Source organism: Pseudomonas sp. GD04091, from assembly GCF_029836165.1.
Classification (GTDB): Bacteria; Pseudomonadota; Gammaproteobacteria; order Pseudomonadales; family Pseudomonadaceae; genus Aquipseudomonas.
The window spans coordinates 34,417-51,441 of the sequence record NZ_JAOEBG010000019.1 but is presented as its reverse complement, the minus strand read 5'-3'; the positions used below and the strand labels follow the sequence as shown (position 1 = coordinate 51,441).

Below are 17,025 nucleotides of genomic sequence, written 5' to 3'. Positions count from 1 at the left end.
CAATAAGATGGATCGGGACAAGAATAATAATCAGGCGCGAGGTTGCACATGCCATCAGCCGATTCTGTCTACGACTATGTGGTCGTGGGTGCCGGTCCCGCCGGTTGCCTGCTGGCCAATCGCTTGTCCGCCGACCCTTCGTGCCGCGTATTGCTGCTCGAGGCGGGTGGCCGCGACAACTACCCCTGGATTCATGTCCCCGTCGGCTATCTCTATTGCATCGGTAACCCACGCACCGACTGGTGCTTCAAGACCGAGGCCCAGCCTGGTCTGAACGGCCGGGCCTTGGGTTATCCACGGGGCAAGGTGCTCGGCGGCTGCTCGTCGATCAACGGCATGATCTACATGCGCGGTCAGGCCGCCGACTACGATCGCTGGGCGGCGCAAGGCAACGACGGCTGGGCATGGAAGGATGTGCTGCCGTTGTTCAAGGCCAGCGAGAACCACTTCGCTGGCGCCAGCGACAGCCACGGTGCCGAGGGTGAATGGCGGGTCGAGCAGCAACGCTACAACTGGCCGATCCTCGACGCATTCCGCGATGCCGCCGAGCAGAGCGGCATCGCCAAGGTCGCCGACTTCAATACCGGCGACAACGCCGGCTGTGGATACTTTCAGGTCAACCAGCGCAGCGGTGTGCGCTGGAACTCAGCCAAGGCGTTTCTCAGACCTGTCCTCAAGCGACCGAACCTTACCGTGTTGACCGGTGTGCAGGTCGACCAGGTATTGCTCGACCACAGCCGGGCCCGGGCGGTGAAGGCCCTGTGGCAAGGAGACTGGCACGAATTTTCCGCCCGTCGCGAGATCATCCTTTGCGCGGGGTCCGTGGGTTCGCCCGGCATTCTCCAGCGTTCCGGCATTGGCCCACGGCGGCTGCTCGAAGACCTGGGCATCGGTGTTCGCCACGAGATGCCAGGCGTTGGTGGCAACCTGCAGGACCACCTGCAACTGCGCCTTATCTATCAGATTCGCAACACCCGCACCCTCAACCAGATGGCCAACAGCCTGTGGGGCAAGCTGGGCATGGGCCTGCGCTATGCCTATGATCGCAGCGGCCCGTTGGCCATGGCGCCGAGCCAGCTGGGCGCCTTTGTACGTTCGAGCCCCGAGCAGGCGACCGCCAACCTGCAGTACCACGTGCAGCCGCTGTCACTGGAACGCTTCGGCGAACCGTTGCATCGGTTCCCGGCCTTCACCGCCTCGGTGTGCAACCTGCGACCCGCCAGCCGTGGACGGATCGATATCCGCTCGGCGGACATGAACGCCGCGCCGCTGATCGATCCTCACTACCTCAGCGATCCCGAGGACCTGCGCGTCGCCGCCGATGCCATCCGCATCACCCGGCGTATCGTCCAGGCCCCGGCGCTGGCTGCCTTCGAGCCTCGCGAGTACCTGCCTGGCCCTGCCCTGCAGAGCGAGGAAGACCTGCACCAGGCCGCCGGCCAGATCGGCACCACCATCTTTCACCCTGTGGGCACCTGCCGCATGGGCAGCGGCGCGCTCGACGTGGTGGATAACCAGCTGCGCGTGCACGGCATCCCCGGCCTGCGCGTGGCCGACGCCTCGATCATGCCGCAGATCGTCTCCGGCAATACCTGTTCACCCACGTTGATGATTGCCGAAAAGGCGGCACAACTGATCCTCAAGGGGGCCAATACCCAGACCAACCTCAGCGACGCCAGCGCGATACCGACGCCCTGACCCGGGTGTTTGCAACAGCGGTGGCTTGTAGTCGCAAGCCGCCGGCAGTGGAACAACAAGAATAATCACTGTGGCCCGCGGGCCGAGGACAGCAACGATGTCGGATTACATCCAGGAACAGGGGGCGGCGGCGAGCAGCCCAAGCCGTCGTGAAGAGCGCAAGATCATTTTCGCGTCATCCCTCGGGACGGTGTTCGAGTGGTATGACTTTTTTCTCTATGGCGCGCTGGCCGCGGTCATCAGCAAGCAGTTCTTCGCTGGCGTCAACGACACCACCGCCTTCATCTTCGCCTTGATGGCCTTCGCCGCCGGCTTCCTGGTGCGCCCGTTCGGGGCACTGGTGTTCGGCCGTCTGGGCGACATGATCGGGCGCAAGTACACCTTCCTGGTGACCATCGTGCTGATGGGCGTGTCCACGTTCGCGGTGGGTCTGTTGCCGACGTATGCGAGCATCGGTATCGCCGCGCCGATCATCCTGGTGGTGCTGCGCATGCTCCAGGGCCTGGCGCTGGGCGGTGAGTACGGTGGCGCGGCCACCTACGTGGCCGAACATGCCCCGCCCGGCAAGCGCGGCTTCCACACCGGCTTCATCCAGTCCACCGCCACCCTGGGCCTGTTGCTGTCGCTGATCGTGGTCCTGGCCAGCCGCTATATCAGCGGCGACCAGTTCGAGACCTGGGGCTGGCGCCTGCCGTTCCTGCTGTCGATCGTCCTGCTGGCGATCTCCACCTGGATCCGCATGAGCATGCACGAATCGCCAGCCTTCGTGAAAATGAAGGCCCAGGGCAAGATCAGCAAGTCGCCGATCCGCGAGTCGTTCACCTCATGGCCGAACCTCAAGGTAGTGCTGACCGCGCTGTTCAGCATCAACGCCGGGCAAGCGGTGACCTTCTACACCGCGCAGTTCTACGTGCTGTTCTTCATGACCCAGATGCTCAAGATGGATCCGGCCCAGGCCAACACCCTGCTGATCATCAGCGTGGTGATCGGCGCGCCGTTCTTCGTGTTCTTCGGCTGGCTGTCGGATCGCGTCGGGCGCAAGCCGATTCTGATGATCGGGCTGTTGCTGGCGACCGTCTGCTACTTCCCGATGTTCAAGGCCCTGAGCCATTACGCCAACCCGCAGATCGACGCCGCCAGCCGCCAGGCGCCGATCGTCGTCAGCGCCGACCCGAACGGCTGCACCTTCCAGTTCGATCCGGTAGGCAAGGCACGCTTCGACAGCCCCTGCGACAAGGTCAAGACCTTCCTGGTCAAGCAAGGCCTGCCCTACAGCTCGGTAAGCACCACCGGCAGCGATGTGACCGTGAGCATCGGCGACAAGGCCATCAATGGCTTCGACGAGGCGGCCATGCGCAGCGCGATCGAGGCTGCCGGTTACCCGGCCAAGGCTGATCCTGCGCATGTGAACCAGGTGATGGTGGTCGTGCTGATCGTCGCCATGATCCTGATTGCCACCATGACTTACGGACCACTGGCGGCGGTGATGGTCGAGCTGTTCCCCACGCGTATCCGCTACACCTCGATGTCCCTGCCCTATCACATCGGCAATGGCTGGTTCGGTGGGTTCCTGCCGACGGTATCGTTCGCGTTGGTGGTGTACACCGGGGATATCTTCTATGGGCTGTGGTACCCGGTGCTGATCACCGGGGTCAGCCTGGTGGTGGGGATCTTCTGCCTGAAAGAGACCCGGGATGTGGATATCGACAAGGTCTGAGATAGCTGGGGCTGCTTTGCAGCCCTTTCGCCGGCAAGCCGGCTCCCACTCCGACCGCGCTGTGGGAGCTGGCTTGCCCGCGATGGGCCGCCAAGCGGATTCGCGGGCAGAAAAAAACCGGCGTAAAAGCCGGTTTTTTTATAGCGCGAAAAAACTTATGCACGATTTTCGAAAAAACGTCATACATGGAAATAAATAGCTAATTCAATCACTTAGCTATTGTTTAAGACGCTTAATCCAAAAATTGCTAACACGTTATCCACAGATCGTCAGGCAGGTTGCTGCTCGGGTTTTTCAGCCGCTGGCGGCAGCGAACCCATGGCCCGCTGGGTTGCCTCGTTCCACGCCTGGGCACGGTCGTTGAGCTCGGCGATAGCACGTGGACCCGTTCCTTCCGGATACATCGGCTCGCCAATCACCACCTCGATGGTGCCCGGACGCTTGCCCCAGCCTTCACGCGGCCAGAACTTGCCGGCGTTGTGAGCGATCGGCAGGATCGGCAGCCCGGCGTTTACCGCCAGCGCGGTGCCGCCACGGGAGAACTTGCCCATCTGGCCGTGGGGCACGCGGGTGCCTTCGGGGAAGATCAGCACCCAGGTGCCCTGCTTGAGCAGCTCGTCGCCCTGGCTGGCGACCTGGCGCAGGGCTTCCTTCGGGTTCTTGCGGTCGATGGCGATCGGCCGCAGCATGGCCATGGCCCAGCCGAAGAACGGCACATACAGCAGCTCGCGCTTGAGCACCTGGCTCAGCGGCGAGAAGTAAGCCGACAGGAAGAACGTCTCCCAGGTGCTCTGGTGGTTCGACAGGATCACGCAGGGTACTGCCGGCACGTTTTCGGCGCCGGTGATCTTGTAGTCGATGCCGAGGATGGTCCGGCTCAGGAACACCGCGCAACGGCACCAGTAAACGTTGATGAACTTGTAGCGCTTGGGGAACGGCAGGAAAGGCGCGACGAAGAAGCTCAGCGAGCACCACAGCAGCGAACTGGTGCCCAACAGCAGGTAAAAAAGAAAGATTCTGATCGCCTGCAGGATCGACATAGTGGCATGTACCGTTGCGGGGCCTGCCCGCCTAATGAAAAGTGCGCCACTCCAGGCGCACTCATTTAAATAAGTTCTCTGGCGATGGCTGCCAGATCGTCGAAAATCAGTGTAGTTTGCGGGACACCTTTTTCCAGGGTCCTCTCGCCCTTGCCGGTTTTCACCAACACGGGTTGTGCATCGACGGCCAGGGCCGCCTCCAGGTCACCTTTGCTGTCGCCGACGAACCATACGCCAGCCAGCGGCACCTGGTAGTGCTCGGCAATGGCCCGCAGCATGCCGGGCCTGGGCTTGCGGCAGTCGCAGCCCTCGTCCGGGCCGTGCGGGCAATGCACGATCAAACCGACCTCGCCGCCCTGCTCGGCCACCAGCGCGCGCAGGCGCGCATGCATGGCCTCGAGGGTTTCCAGCGGGTAATAGCCGCGGGCAATGCCGGACTGGTTGGTGGCAACAGTCACCGTCCAGCCCGCCTTGCTCAACTGCGCGATGGCCTCGATCGAGCCGGGAATGGGGATCCACTCCTCCAGCGACTTGATGTAGGCGTCGGAGTCGTGATTGATCACTCCGTCTCGATCAAGAATCAGCAGTTTCAACGACTCACCCCAGCAGCGAGATATCGGCCACGCCCAGGAACAGGCCGCGCAGGCGGCTGAGCAGGGCATAACGGTTGGCGCGTACCTTGGCGTCCTCGGCGTTGACCATCACCGCCTCGAAGAAGGCATCGACCGGGTCACGCAGCGCGGCCAGGCGGGCCAGGGCCTCGCTGTACTGACGCGCGGCCGCCATCGGTTGCACGGCCTGGTCGGCCTGCTGGATGGCCGAGTACAGGGAGAACTCGTTGGCGTTGTCGAAGTACTTCGGCTCGACCTGCTCGGCGATGGCACCTTCGGCCTTGCCCAGCAGGTTGGATACGCGCTTGTTCGCCGCGGCCAGGGCTTCGGCTTCCGGCAGCTTGCGGAAGGCCTGCACGGCCTGCACGCGCTGGTCGAAGTCCAGCGCCGAGCCCGGCTTCAGGGCACGCACCGACAGGTAGGTGGAGACGTCGATGCCTTCGTCCTCGTAGCGCGCGCGCAGGCGGTCGAAGACGAACTCCAGCACCTGCTCGGACAGGCCCGCGGCCTTGACCTTGGCACCGAACTGCTTGACCGCGAACTCGACCGCGACGGCCAGGTCCAGGTCCAGCTGCTTCTCGATCAGGATGCGCAGCACGCCCAGGGCGGCACGACGCAGGGCGTACGGGTCCTTGCTGCCGGTGGGCAGCATGCCGATGCCGAAGATACCGACCAGGGTGTCGAGCTTGTCGGCGATAGCCACGGCCGCGCCGGTGAGGGTCTGCGGCAGCTCGGCGCCGGCGCCACGCGGCATGTACTGCTCGTTCAGCGCCAGGGCGACGTCTTGTGGCTCGCCATCGTTGAGGGCGTAGTAGTAGCCGGCGATGCCCTGCATTTCAGGGAATTCGCCGACCATTTCCGAGGCCAGGTCGCACTTGGACAGCAGGCCGGCACGGCCGGCGTTGGCGGCGCTGCCACCGATGTACGGGGCAATGAAGGCGGCCAGCTTGGAAACGCGCTCGGCCTTGTCGAACACGGTGCCCAGCTGAGCCTGGAACACCACGTTCTTCAGGCGCTCGTTGAAGCTTTCCAGCGGCTGCTTCTTGTCCTGCTTGAAGAAGAACTCGGCGTCGGTCAGGCGCGGGCGCACGACTTTCTCGTTGCCTTCGACGATCTGCTTCGGATCGCGGCTCTCGACGTTGGCCACGGTGATGAAGCGCGGCAGCAGCTTGCCTTCGCTGTCCAGCAGGCAGAAGTACTTCTGGTTGTCCTGCATGGTGGTGATCAGCGCTTCCTGCGGCACCTCGAGGAAACGCTCCTCGAACGAGCACACCAGCGGCACCGGCCACTCGACCAGCGCGGTCACTTCGTCCAGCAGCGCCGGCGGCACGATGGCTGTGCCTTCTTGCTGCATGGCCAGTTCGGCGGTGCGCTTGCTGATCAGCTCGCGACGCTCGGCGAAGTCGGCCAGCACGTAGGCTTTGCGCAGGTCTTCGACATAGTTGGCCGGGGTGGTGACGACCACGTTCTCCGGGTGGTGGAAGCGGTGGCCACGGGATTCGCGGCCAGCCTTCTGGGCGAGGATGGTGCAGTCGACGACCTGGTCGCCGAGCAGCATCACCAGCCACTGGGTCGGACGCACGAACTCTTCACGGCTGGCGCCCCAGTGCATGCGCTTGGGGATCGGCAGGTCGTTGAGCGAGTCCTCGACGATGGTCGGCAGCAGGCTGGTGGTGGCCTTGCCCGGGATGTGCTGGGAGAAGCGCAGCTTCGGGCCGCTCTGGTCGATGTCCGACAGCTCGACGCCGCACTTCTTGGCGAAGCCCAGGGCGGCCTGGGTCGGTTGCCCTTCGGCGTTGAACGCGGCCTGCATGGGCGGGCCGTCGATGTTGATGCTGCGGTCCGGCTGCTGCACGTCCAGCTGGCGGATCAGCACGGCCAGGCGGCGCGGCGCGGCGTAGACCTGCTTGCCGGTGTAGTTCAGGCCGGCGGCCTGCAGGCCTTTCTCGATGCCGGCGAGGAAGGCGTCGCCGAGGGTGGCGAGGGCCTTCGGTGGCAGCTCTTCGGTGCCCAGTTCAACCAGGAAATCTTGAGCACTCATTGTGCAGCCTCCAGCTTAGCCAACACTTCGTCACGCAGTTCAGGAGAGGCCATCGGGAAGCCCAGGCGTGCGCGGGCTTGCAGATAGCTTTGCGCCACGTCCCGGGCCAGGGTGCGCACACGCAGGATGTAGCGCTGGCGCTCGGTCACCGAGATGGCGCGACGGGCGTCCAGCAGGTTGAAGGTGTGCGAGGCCTTCAGGACCATTTCGTAGGTCGGCAGCGGCAGGTCCAGCTTGATCAGGCGGTTCGCTTCGCTTTCGTAGAAGTCGAACAGTTCGAACAGCTTCTCGACGTTGGCGTGTTCGAAGTTGTAGGTCGACTGCTCCACTTCGTTCTGGTGGAACACATCGCCGTAGGTGACCTTGCCGAACGGGCCGTCGGCCCAGATCAGGTCGTACACCGAATCCACACCCTGCAGGTACATGGCCAGGCGCTCCAGGCCATAGGTGATCTCACCGGTGACCGGGTAGCACTCGATGCCGCCGACCTGCTGGAAGTAGGTGAACTGGGTCACTTCCATGCCGTTCAGCCAGATTTCCCAGCCCAGGCCCCAGGCGCCCAGGGTCGGCGATTCCCAGTTGTCTTCGACGAAGCGGATATCGTGAACCAGCGGGTCCAGGCCGATGGCTTTCAGCGAGCCGAGGTACAGCTCCTGGAAGTTGGCCGGGTTTGGCTTGAGCACCACCTGGAACTGGTAGTAGTGCTGCAGGCGGTTGGGGTTTTCGCCATACCGCCCGTCGGCAGGGCGACGGCTGGGCTGCACGTAGGCGGCGTTCCAGGTCTCCGGGCCGACGGCGCGCAGGAAGGTAGCGGTGTGGAAAGTGCCGGCGCCTACTTCCATATCGTAGGGCTGAAGCACCACACAACCTTGCTCGGCCCAGTAGTTCTGCAGGGCGAGGATCAGGTCTTGGAAGGTACGCACGGCTGGCGTAGGCTGGCTCACGAAATTCACCTGTATCTGGGGATGCGGATGTAAAGAGCGGGAGTATACCCGATTCGCCTCGCCCTCTACGTTATTGGAGCCTTATGCCACGCTGCTTTTGGTGTTCCGACGATCCGTTGTACCAGGCCTATCACGACCATGAGTGGGGAACGCCGCAGCGCGATCCGGCGTTGCTCTTCGAGATGCTTTTGCTCGAAGGGTTCCAGGCGGGGTTGTCATGGATCACGGTATTGAAGAAACGCGAGCGCTATCGCCAGGTGCTGGACGGCTTCGACCCGGTGAAACTGGCGCGTCTGAGCGACGAGCGTATCGAGGAACTGATGCTGGACCCCGGCATCATCCGCAACCGTCTCAAGCTCAAGGCCGTGCGCCGCAATGCCCTGGCCTGGCTGGCTGTGGATAACCCGGCCGAATGGCTGTGGTCGTTCGTCGGCGGTGCGCCGAAGATCAATCATTTCCAGGGGCGCGGCGACGTGCCGGCGGTCACCGACGAGGCCAAGGCCATGAGCAAGGCCCTGCAGAAGGCCGGCTTCACCTTCGTCGGGCCGACCATCTGCTACGCCTTCATGCAGGCCACCGGCATGGTCATGGACCATACCACCGACTGTGATCGCTACGCCGCGCTGGTGCGCTGACGGGGTACAATGCGCGGCTTGCTGAAATAAGGAATTCGCCTGTGGAAAAGTTCAAGGGCGCCCTCATGGTCGGGGTGCTGCGCCTGTTTGCCAAGCTGCCCTGGGGCGCTGTGCAGCGCGTCGGCGCCGGTATCGGCTGGTTGATGTGGAAAGTCCCCAATGGCTCGCGCAATGTCGTGCGCATCAACCTGGCCAAGTGCTTCCCGGAGATGGATCCGGTAGAGCGCGAGCAATTGGTCGGCCGCGCGCTGAAGGATATCGGCAAGTCGTTCGTCGAGAGCGCCTGCGCCTGGATCTGGCCGCCGCAGCGCTCGCTGGACCTGGTCAAGGAAGTGCACGGCCTGGAAGTGCTGGAACAGGCCCTGGCCTCGGGCAAGGGCGTGGTGGGCATCACCAGCCATCTGGGCAACTGGGAAGTGCTCAACCACTTCTATTGCAACCAGTGCAAACCGATCATCTTCTACCGCCCACCGAAGTTGAAGGCCGTGGATGACCTGCTGCGCGAACAGCGCGTGCAGATGGGCAACCGTGTGGCGCCTTCGACCAAGGAAGGCATCCTCAGCGTGATCAAGGAAGTGCGTCGGGGAGGCCAGGTGGGGATTCCGGCCGACCCGGAGCCGGCCGAATCGGCGGGTGTGTTCGTGCCGTTCCTCGGTACTCAGGCGCTGACCAGCAAGTTCGTGCCGAACATGCTGGCGGGCGGCAAGGCGGTCGGGGTGTTCCTGCATGCCCTGCGGCTGCCGGATGGCTCGGGATTCAAGGTGTTCCTGGAGGCGGCGCCAGAAGCGATGTACAGCACCGATGTGACTGAATCGGCGGCGGCCATGAGCAAGGTGGTCGAGCGATATGTGCGCGAGTATCCGAGCCAGTACATGTGGAGCATGAAGCGCTTCAAGAAGCGCCCGGCGGGCGAGGCGCGTTGGTATTGAGATTGTTGGGGGTGCTTCGCGCCCCTTTCGCGACGCAAGGCCGCTCCCACAGGCGACCGCAATCCCCTGTAGGAGCGGCCTTGTGTCGCGATGGGCTGCAAAGCAGCCCCGGCTATTTCAGACCTTGTTCAGTTTTTTGAGAAAAACCGTCATCTCTTTCTCGGCCTGCTTGTCGCCATGGGCCTGCGCCGCGACGATCCCCTCTTCCCAGGCCTTGCGCGCGCCAGCCAGATCGCCGCTCAACTGATACGCCTTCCCCAGCAGCTTCCACGCCGCCGAGTACTTCGGATCCTGCCGCACGCAAGCCGCCAGGTGCACCGCCGCTTCAGCCCCATTGCCCTCGTCCAGCCAGGCCTTGCCCAGCCCGAACCTCAGCAGCGGGTTATCCACACCCTTGGCCAGCATCTTCTCCAGCGATTCGCGCATGCCTTGCCCTCCTAGAAGAAACTCAGGCCCACGTGGAACAGTTTCTCCACGTCCCGGATATGCTTTTTATCCACAACGAACAGGATCACATGGTCGCCGGATTCGATCACCGTGTCGTCATGGGCGATCAGCACCTCCTCGTCGCGAATGATCGCGCCGATGGTGGTGCCCGGCGGCAGCGAGATGTCCTCGATGGCCTTGCCCACCACCTTGCTCGACTTCGAATCGCCATGGGCCACCGCCTCGATGGCCTCGGCCGCGCCGCGGCGCAGCGAGTGCACGCTGACGATATCGCCCCGGCGCACGTGGGCCAGCAGGGTACCGATGGTGGCCAGCTGCGGGCTGATGGCGATGTCGATCTCGCCGCCTTGCACCAGGTCTACATAAGCCGGGTTGTTGATGATGGTCATCACCTTGCGCGCGCCCAGGCGCTTGGCCAGCAGCGACGACATGATGTTGGCCTCGTCGTCGTTGGTCAGGGCCAGGAAGATGTCGGCGTCGGCGATGTTTTCCTCGAGCATCAGGTCTTTGTCCGAGGCGCTGCCCTGCAGCACCACGGTGCTCTCCAGCGTATCGGAGAGGTGGCGGCAGCGCGCCGGGTTCATCTCGATGATCTTTACCTGGTAGCGGCTTTCGATGGCCTCGGCCAGGCGCTCGCCGATCTGCCCGCCACCGGCGATGACCACGCGCTTGTTGGTCTCGTCGATACGGCGCAGCTCGCCCATCACCGCGCGGATGTCCTTCTTCGCGGCGATGAAGAACACCTCGTCGTCGGCCTCGATCACCGTGTCGCCCTGGGGCGTGATTGGCCGATCGCGACGGAAGATCGCCGCCACACGGGTGTCGACGTTGGGCATGTGGGCACGGATCTGGCGCAGTTGCTGGCCTACCAGCGGGCCGCCGTAGTAGGCCCTGACCGCCACCAGCTGGGCCTTGCCCTCGGCGAAGTCGATCACCTGCAGCGAGCCCGGGTGTTCGATCAGGCGCTTGATGTAGTTGGTCACCACCTGCTCGGGGCTGATCAGCACGTCCACCGGGATGTGGTCGTTGTCGAACAGTTCTTCGCGGGTGAGGTAGGCCGATTCGCGTACCCGGGCGATCTTGGTCGGGGTGTGGAACAGCGAGTAGGCCACCTGGCAGGCGACCATGTTGGTCTCGTCGCTGTTGGTCACCGCCACCAGCATGTCGGCGTCGTCGGCGCCGGCCTGGCGCAGCACCGTCGGCAGCGAGGCGCGGCCTTGCACGGTGCGGATGTCCAGGCGGTCGCCGAGGTCGCGCAGGCGCTCGCTGTCGGTATCGACCACAGTGATGTCGTTGGCTTCGCTGGCCAGGTGCTCTGCCAACGTACCGCCTACCTGGCCTGCGCCGAGGATGATGATCTTCATCCGCTACTCCCTACCCTTTTTGTTCTTTACCCGCGCGAGGCGGCGATCTTGATCAGCTTGGCATAGTAGAACCCGTCGTGGCCGCCTTCCTGGGCCAGCAACTGGCGGCCATGGGGTTGGCGCAGGCCGGCTTCGGTAGCCAGGTCCAGCTCGCGAGCCCCGGGGGTGCGGGCGAGGAAGGCGTCGATCACTTCGGTGTTCTCGGTCGGCAGGCTCGAGCAGGTGGCGTAGAGCAGCATGCCGCCCACTTCCAGGGTCGGCCACAGGGCGTCGAGCAGCTCACCTTGCAGCGCGGCCAGGGCCGGGATGTCCTCGGCCTGGCGGGTCAGCTTGATGTCCGGGTGGCGGCGGATCACGCCGGTGGCCGAGCACGGCGCGTCGAGCAGGATGCGCTGGAACGGCTTGCCGTCCCACCAGCTGGCCGTGTCACGGGCATCGCAGGCGATCAGCTCGGCGTCCAGCTTGAGGCGGTCGAGGTTCTCGCGCACGCGGGCCAGGCGCTTGGCTTCCAGGTCGATGGCGACCATGTGGGCCAGGCCCGGCTCGGCTTCGAGCAGGTGGCAGGTCTTGCCGCCGGGGGCGCAGCAGGCATCGAGCACGCGCTGGCCGGGGGCCAGTTCGAGCAGGTTGGCGGACAGCTGCGCGGCCTCGTCCTGCACGCTCACCCAACCCTCGGCGAAGCCCGGCAGGCCACGCACGTCGCAGGCCTCGGCCAGGACGATACCGTCGCGGCTGAACTGGCAGGCACTGGCCTGGATGCCGGCCTCGGCCAGCAGCGCCAGGTAGGCGTCGCGGCCGTGATGGCGGCGATTGACCCGCAGGATCATCGGCGGGTGGGCGTTGTTGGCAGCGCAGATGGCTTCCCACTGCTCCGGCCAGAAGGCTTTCAGCGACTTCTGCAGCCAGCGCGGGTGAGCGGTGCGCACCACCGGGTCGCGCTCCATGCTGGCGAGCAGTTCCTCGCCTTCACGCTGGGCGCGGCGCAGCACGGCATTGAGCAGGCCCTTGGCCCACGGTTTCTTGAGTTTGTCCGCGCAGCCGACCGTTTCGCCGATGGCGGCGTGGGCCGGGATGCGCGTGTAGAACAGCTGGTACAGGCCGACCAGCAGCAGCGCCTGCACATCGGCGTCGGCGGCTTTGAACGGCTTCTGCAGCAGTTGCGCGGCCAGCAGGTCGAGGCGCGGCTGCCAGCGGGCGGTGCCGAAAGCCAGGTCTTGAGTGAGACCACGGTCGCGCTCTTCGACCTTGTCCAGTTGCGTCGGCAACGAGCTGTTCAGCGAGGCCTTGCCGCTGAGCACGGCGGCCAGGGCACGGGCGGCGGCCAGGCGTGGGTTCATTGGCCGAGTACCTTGCCGCTGGCGAACTTCTCGCGGCGGCTGTTGAACAGGTCGCTGAAGGCCAGGGCCTTGCCGCCTGGCAGCTGCAGGCGGGTCAGGCTCAGGGCGCCGTCACCGCAGGCTACGACCAGGCCGTCCTTGCTGGCGGAGAGGATTTCGCCCGGGGTGCCCTTGCCTGTGGACAAGTTGGCGGCCAGCACCTTCACGCTTTCGCCGTCGAGGGTGCTGTGGCATACCGGCCACGGGTTGAAGGCACGGATCAGACGCTCCAACTCGACGGCCGGGCGGCTCCAGTCGATGCGCGCCTCGTCCTTGTTCAGCTTGTGTGCATAAGTGGCCAGGGCATCGTCCTGTACTTCACCTTGCAGGCTGCCATCGGCCAGGCCCGCAATGGCCTGCACCACGGCGCCCGGGCCCATGGCGGCGAGGCGGTCGTGAAGGGTGCCGCCGGTGTCCTCTGCGCTGATCGGCGTGATCACCTTGAGCAGCATCGGGCCGGTATCCAGGCCCGCTTCCATGCGCATCACGGTCACGCCGCTCTCGGCGTCGCCGGCTTCCACGGCGCGCTGGATCGGCGCCGCGCCGCGCCAGCGTGGCAGCAGGGAGGCGTGGCTGTTGATGCAACCCAGGCGCGGGATGTCCAGCACGGCCTGGGGCAGGATCAGCCCATAGGCGACCACCACCATCAGGTCTGGCTTCAGTGCGGCGAGTTCGGCTTGTGCATCGGCATTGCGCAGGGTCTGCGGCTGGTACACCGGGATGTCATGGGCCACGGCCAGCGCCTTCACTGCGCTCGGCATCAGCTTCTGGCCACGGCCGGCCGGGCGGTCGGGCTGGGTGTAGACGGCCACGATCTCGTACGGGCTGTCGAGCAGGGCCTTGAGGTGTTCGGCGGCAAACTCTGGAGTGCCTGCGAAGACGATGCGCATGGAGTTCTCGCTTCTTCAAAAAGAAAAAGGCTTGCCGGAGCAAGCCTTCTGGAAGGTGGGGATCAGGCTTGCTGGCGGTGCTGCTTTTCCAGCTTCTTCTTGATCCGGTCGCGTTTGAGCTGGGACAGGTAGTCGACGAACAGCTTGCCGTTGAGGTGATCGAACTCGTGCTGCACGCACACCGCCAGCAAACCTTCGGCCTCCAGCTCGTAGGGCTTGCCGTCGCGGTCCTGGGCCTTGACCCGCACGCGCAGTGGGCGGTCGACGTTCTCGTAGAAGCCGGGCACCGACAGGCAGCCTTCCTGGTACTGGCCCATGTCGTGGGTCAGCTCCTCGACCGTGGGGTTGATGAACACCCGTGGCTCGCTGCGGTCTTCGCTCAGGTCCATCACCACGACCTGCTTGTGCACGTTGACCTGGGTGGCGGCCAGGCCGATGCCGGGCGCCTCGTACATGGTCTCGAACATGTCGTCGATCAGCTGGCGCAGGGCGTCGTCGAACTCGGTTACCGGTTTGGCAACGGTGCGCAGGCGCGGATCGGGGAATTCGAGAATGTTCAAAATGGCCATGGTGGTCAGGCAGTCACTGTGCGGTCGGTTGAAAACTGAGCACACATAATAAAGGGAAATGGGGCGTTCGGCACCTGTGAAGCTTGGCTAGGGTCTCTATGGGCTTGATAGCTGCCATTTCATGGACAGCTTTTCAAAGTGTTACTCACAAAGTTATCCACAGGTTGTGCCACGTATCTGGCCCCCTGCCGATCAAGGATGATCCACCATGAACCCATCCCGTTCGTCGCCTTGTCCGCCTGCGGAACTGGAGGCGCGACTGCGTCTTCATAGCCTTCCGGATATTGGCTTGCGTCGTTTCCATACCCTCATCGAAGCGTTCGGCAGTGCCTCGTCGGCACTCAGCGCGCCGGCCAGTGCCTGGCAGGCGTTGGGGCTGAAGGCTGCCAGTATAGACGCCCGGCGCAGCCCGCAAGTGCGCGATGGCGCATTGGCTGCAATACGCTGGCTAGAGCGTCCTGGCCAGCATTTACTGATGTGGGACGGGGCTGGCTACCCGGCGTTGCTGGCCGAGATAGACGATCCGCCGCCGCTGTTGTTCGTCGCTGGCGAGCCCGACTTGCTCGAGCGCCCACAGCTGGCGATCGTGGGCAGCCGGCGTGCTTCACCCCCGGCGCTGGATACCGCAGCCGCGTTTTCCCGCTGCCTTTCCCAGGCCGGTTTCACCATCACCAGCGGGCTCGCGCTGGGCGTCGACGGTGCCGCTCATCGGGCCGCTGTGAAAGCTGGAGGACGCACCATCGGGGTGCTCGGCACGGGGCTGCAAAAACTTTATCCACAGCGCCACCGTGACTTGGCACGAGCCATGCTCGACAGTGGCAGCGTGCTGGTTTCCGAGTACCCGCTGGACGCCGGGCCGCTGGCCGGCAACTTCCCGCGTCGCAACCGGATCATCAGCGGCTTGTCGCTGGGTGTGCTGGTGGTCGAGGCCAGCCTGGCCAGCGGCTCGTTGATCACCGCACGGCTTGCCGCCGAACAGGGACGGGAGGTGTACGCGATTCCTGGGTCCATTCATCACCCCGGCGCCAAGGGCTGCCACCAGCTGATCCGCGATGGTGCCCTGCTGGTGGAAAGCGTGGAGCAGATCCTCGACAGTCTGCGCGGGTGGCAGAACCTGCCGCCCGCAGTTGTGGATAAACCCGCCCATCCCCTGCTCGCCCTGCTCCACGCTGCCCCCCACACCAGCGAGGGGCTGGCCCACAGCAGCGGCCTGCCGTTGGCCCAGGTGCTCGCCAGTCTCACCGAGCTGGAGCTCGAAGGCCGGGTGAGCAATGAAGCCGGGCGTTGGTTTGCCCGTGCCGGCTAAGTACACTGCGCGCACGGCGTTTATGCGGAGAGACGGAAAATGGTGAGCAGTTGGCGTGTGCAACAAGCCGCGCGCGAGGTGAAGGCGGGTGCGGTGATCGCCTATCCGACGGAAGCGGTCTGGGGCCTGGGCTGCGACCCGTGGAACGAAGACGCGGTGTATCGCCTGCTGGCGCTCAAGTCGCGGCCTGTGGATAAAGGGCTGATCCTGATCGCCGACAACATCCGCCAGTTCGACTTTCTGTTTGAAGATTTCCCCGAGAACTGGATCGACCGCATGAGCGCCACCTGGCCGGGGCCGAACACCTGGCTGGTGCCGCATCAGGACCTGCTGCCCGAGTGGGTGACCGGGCAGCACGACACCGTGGCGCTGCGGGTCAGCGATCATCCACAGGTGCGGGAGCTGTGCGCGCTGGTAGGGCCGTTGATCTCCACCTCCTGCAACCCGGCCGGGCGGCCGGCGGCCAAGAGCCGGTTGCGGGTGGAGCAATATTTCCACAACGAGCTGGACATGGTGCTGGGTGGGGCGTTGGGTGGGCGGAAGAACCCGAGCCTGATTCGCGACCTGGTGACCGGTGAGGTTGTGCGCCCGGGCTGATACCGCTGGCGAGGGCTTCGCCCTCGTTTCGCGACACAAGGCCGCTCCCACAGGTACAGCGCAGCTCTCAGGCTCGGCGCTGTAACCTGTGGGAGCGGCCTTGTGTCGCGAAAGGGCCGCAAAGCGGCCCCACTAATCCAATTGGGAAACGTCCTACTACACCCGTCCTAAGCCACCACCTTCACTACAGGAACCCCTACCTCTAGCTTGCTCGCCGTGCGTCGCAAATCGGCGGGAGCATCCGGAACAATGCCGCTATTCGAGAATGCCGAATACCTGATAAGGGCGAATCTAGAGCAGCTAGCGTCCAACCATCGGGTCAGGGCGGTGGAAATAGGCAGATTTACCGCAGATCAGTTCGAATCTATCAACAGGCAGAAAGCAGGGCGGGATTTACCCCAGCTTGAGAATCCGGGCATCGTCTTCATTGGCAGTCATGCCTACAGAAGCCGGGTGATACGAGACGGATACACCATTGATGACATGGTTCTGCAAATCAAGGCAGCGCTGGCAGCGACATCGGTCTGGAAGAGTGCCACGCACATGACCGCTCTTCGCAGCACGATTGGCCGAAATGATGGCTATGGCAATGAAATCTATGATGAGGCGATTTTTGAACTGACGGCCCGCAAGCCCAAGGCGGAGCTCTATTCCATCGTGCCCAAAGGGGATAGAAACAAGCCCAAAAAATAATGGCCGCTTAAGCGGCCAAAGGGTAAGGATGCGCTCGCCCGGATAACTTGAAACTCAACCGGCGCACCAGCACAACCTCAGGGAGAAAGGCTACGCCTCAGAGCCGGCACGGTCAAGCGAGGCCCTACCCCTCGCGTGTCGCTCCCACAGGGATTCTCTGCACCCTCA

Annotated in this window: 16 protein-coding genes; 7 read left to right on the top strand and 9 right to left on the bottom strand. The window is 64.2% G+C overall.

Features of this window, described 5'->3' with window-relative positions:
- The first annotated feature begins 48 nt into the window (after positions 1–48).
- Positions 49–1,698, top strand: coding sequence for a GMC family oxidoreductase N-terminal domain-containing protein (locus N7422_RS20170; RefSeq protein WP_279808197.1), 1,650 nt, complete (start codon positions 49–51; stop codon positions 1,696–1,698).
- Between the two features lie 97 nt (positions 1,699–1,795).
- Entirely contained in the window at positions 1,796–3,415 is a 1,620-nt protein-coding gene (locus N7422_RS20165) for an MFS transporter (protein ID WP_279808196.1), read from the top strand.
- Between the two features lie 269 nt (positions 3,416–3,684).
- On the opposite strand, the gene N7422_RS20160 is transcribed toward N7422_RS20165, so the two are convergent.
- The 4 genes from N7422_RS20160 to glyQ all read right to left on the bottom strand — a co-directional run bounded on the left by N7422_RS20160 (position 3,685) and on the right by glyQ (position 8,051).
- A complete protein-coding gene (locus tag N7422_RS20160) occupies positions 3,685–4,455 on the bottom strand; it encodes a lysophospholipid acyltransferase family protein (RefSeq protein ID WP_279808195.1) in 771 nt (256 codons plus the stop codon).
- 65 nt (positions 4,456–4,520) lie between these two features.
- A complete protein-coding gene (gene gmhB, locus N7422_RS20155; protein WP_279808194.1) occupies positions 4,521–5,048 on the bottom strand; it encodes a D-glycero-beta-D-manno-heptose 1,7-bisphosphate 7-phosphatase in 528 nt (175 codons plus the stop codon).
- A 4-nt stretch (positions 5,049–5,052) separates the two neighbouring features.
- On the bottom strand, positions 5,053–7,107 hold the full coding sequence (gene glyS / locus N7422_RS20150) for a glycine--tRNA ligase subunit beta (RefSeq protein WP_279808193.1): 2,055 nt from the start codon (positions 7,105–7,107) through the stop codon (positions 5,053–5,055).
- A complete protein-coding gene (gene glyQ, locus N7422_RS20145; protein ID WP_279808192.1) occupies positions 7,104–8,051 on the bottom strand; it encodes a glycine--tRNA ligase subunit alpha in 948 nt (315 codons plus the stop codon). Before glyQ ends, glyS begins: the two co-directional genes overlap by 4 nt.
- Positions 8,052–8,134: 83 nt before the next feature.
- On the opposite strand from glyQ, the gene N7422_RS20140 reads away from it, so the two are divergent.
- Positions 8,135–8,686, top strand: coding sequence for a DNA-3-methyladenine glycosylase I (locus N7422_RS20140; protein ID WP_198742531.1), 552 nt, complete (start codon positions 8,135–8,137; stop codon positions 8,684–8,686).
- A gap of 41 nt (positions 8,687–8,727) precedes the next feature.
- Complete coding sequence (locus tag N7422_RS20135) at positions 8,728–9,615, top strand: lysophospholipid acyltransferase (RefSeq protein WP_279808189.1); 888 nt, start codon at positions 8,728–8,730, stop codon at positions 9,613–9,615.
- A 117-nt stretch (positions 9,616–9,732) separates the two neighbouring features.
- Here N7422_RS20135 and N7422_RS20130 read toward each other — a convergent pair whose 3' ends face one another.
- From N7422_RS20130 to def, 5 genes are all read right to left on the bottom strand, one after another.
- The gene (locus N7422_RS20130; protein ID WP_279808188.1) at positions 9,733–10,041 is read right to left on the bottom strand and encodes a tetratricopeptide repeat protein; all 309 of its coding nucleotides are present in this window, start codon (positions 10,039–10,041) and stop codon (positions 9,733–9,735) included.
- 11 nt (positions 10,042–10,052) lie between these two features.
- Complete coding sequence (gene trkA / locus N7422_RS20125) at positions 10,053–11,426, bottom strand: Trk system potassium transporter TrkA (protein ID WP_279808187.1); 1,374 nt, start codon at positions 11,424–11,426, stop codon at positions 10,053–10,055.
- 26 nt (positions 11,427–11,452) lie between these two features.
- Positions 11,453–12,763 (bottom strand): 16S rRNA (cytosine(967)-C(5))-methyltransferase RsmB, encoded by a 1,311-nt coding sequence (rsmB, locus tag N7422_RS20120; RefSeq protein WP_279808186.1) that lies wholly within the window; start codon positions 12,761–12,763, stop codon positions 11,453–11,455.
- On the bottom strand, positions 12,760–13,692 hold the full coding sequence (gene fmt, locus N7422_RS20115) for a methionyl-tRNA formyltransferase (protein WP_279808185.1): 933 nt from the start codon (positions 13,690–13,692) through the stop codon (positions 12,760–12,762). Before fmt ends, rsmB begins: the two co-directional genes overlap by 4 nt.
- Positions 13,693–13,754: 62 nt before the next feature.
- Positions 13,755–14,261, bottom strand: a complete 507-nt coding sequence (gene def, locus N7422_RS20110) for a peptide deformylase (RefSeq protein ID WP_279808184.1) — start codon at positions 14,259–14,261, stop codon at positions 13,755–13,757.
- 208 nt (positions 14,262–14,469) lie between these two features.
- On the opposite strand from def, the gene dprA reads away from it, so the two are divergent.
- From dprA to N7422_RS20095, 3 genes are all read left to right on the top strand, one after another.
- Positions 14,470–15,567, top strand: coding sequence for a DNA-processing protein DprA (gene dprA / locus N7422_RS20105; protein WP_279808183.1), 1,098 nt, complete (start codon positions 14,470–14,472; stop codon positions 15,565–15,567).
- Positions 15,568–15,606: 39 nt separating this feature from the next.
- A complete protein-coding gene (locus tag N7422_RS20100) occupies positions 15,607–16,164 on the top strand; it encodes a Sua5/YciO/YrdC/YwlC family protein (protein ID WP_279808182.1) in 558 nt (185 codons plus the stop codon).
- Between the two features lie 216 nt (positions 16,165–16,380).
- Entirely contained in the window at positions 16,381–16,857 is a 477-nt protein-coding gene (locus N7422_RS20095) for a hypothetical protein (protein ID WP_279808258.1), read from the top strand.
- The last annotated feature ends 168 nt before the right edge of the window (positions 16,858–17,025 follow it).

What these genes read in the sequence shown, in the direction of transcription:
- fmt (WP_279808185.1), bottom strand. Translation starts at nt 13,692, where the DNA reads ATGCGCATCGTCTTCGCAGGCACTCCAGAGTTTGCCGCCGAACACCTC.
- N7422_RS20100 (WP_279808182.1), top strand. Translation starts at nt 15,607, where the DNA reads ATGGTGAGCAGTTGGCGTGTGCAACAAGCCGCGCGCGAGGTGAAGGCG.
- N7422_RS20170 (WP_279808197.1), top strand. Translation starts at nt 49, where the DNA reads ATGCCATCAGCCGATTCTGTCTACGACTATGTGGTCGTGGGTGCCGGT.
- glyS (WP_279808193.1), bottom strand. Translation starts at nt 7,107, where the DNA reads ATGAGTGCTCAAGATTTCCTGGTTGAACTGGGCACCGAAGAGCTGCCA.
- N7422_RS20160 (WP_279808195.1), bottom strand. Translation starts at nt 4,455, where the DNA reads ATGTCGATCCTGCAGGCGATCAGAATCTTTCTTTTTTACCTGCTGTTG.
- N7422_RS20140 (WP_198742531.1), top strand. Translation starts at nt 8,135, where the DNA reads ATGCCACGCTGCTTTTGGTGTTCCGACGATCCGTTGTACCAGGCCTAT.
- N7422_RS20130 (WP_279808188.1), bottom strand. Translation starts at nt 10,041, where the DNA reads ATGCGCGAATCGCTGGAGAAGATGCTGGCCAAGGGTGTGGATAACCCG.
- def (WP_279808184.1), bottom strand. Translation starts at nt 14,261, where the DNA reads ATGGCCATTTTGAACATTCTCGAATTCCCCGATCCGCGCCTGCGCACC.
- trkA (WP_279808187.1), bottom strand. Translation starts at nt 11,426, where the DNA reads ATGAAGATCATCATCCTCGGCGCAGGCCAGGTAGGCGGTACGTTGGCA.
- rsmB (WP_279808186.1), bottom strand. Translation starts at nt 12,763, where the DNA reads ATGAACCCACGCCTGGCCGCCGCCCGTGCCCTGGCCGCCGTGCTCAGC.
- dprA (WP_279808183.1), top strand. Translation starts at nt 14,470, where the DNA reads ATGAACCCATCCCGTTCGTCGCCTTGTCCGCCTGCGGAACTGGAGGCG.
- N7422_RS20165 (WP_279808196.1), top strand. Translation starts at nt 1,796, where the DNA reads ATGTCGGATTACATCCAGGAACAGGGGGCGGCGGCGAGCAGCCCAAGC.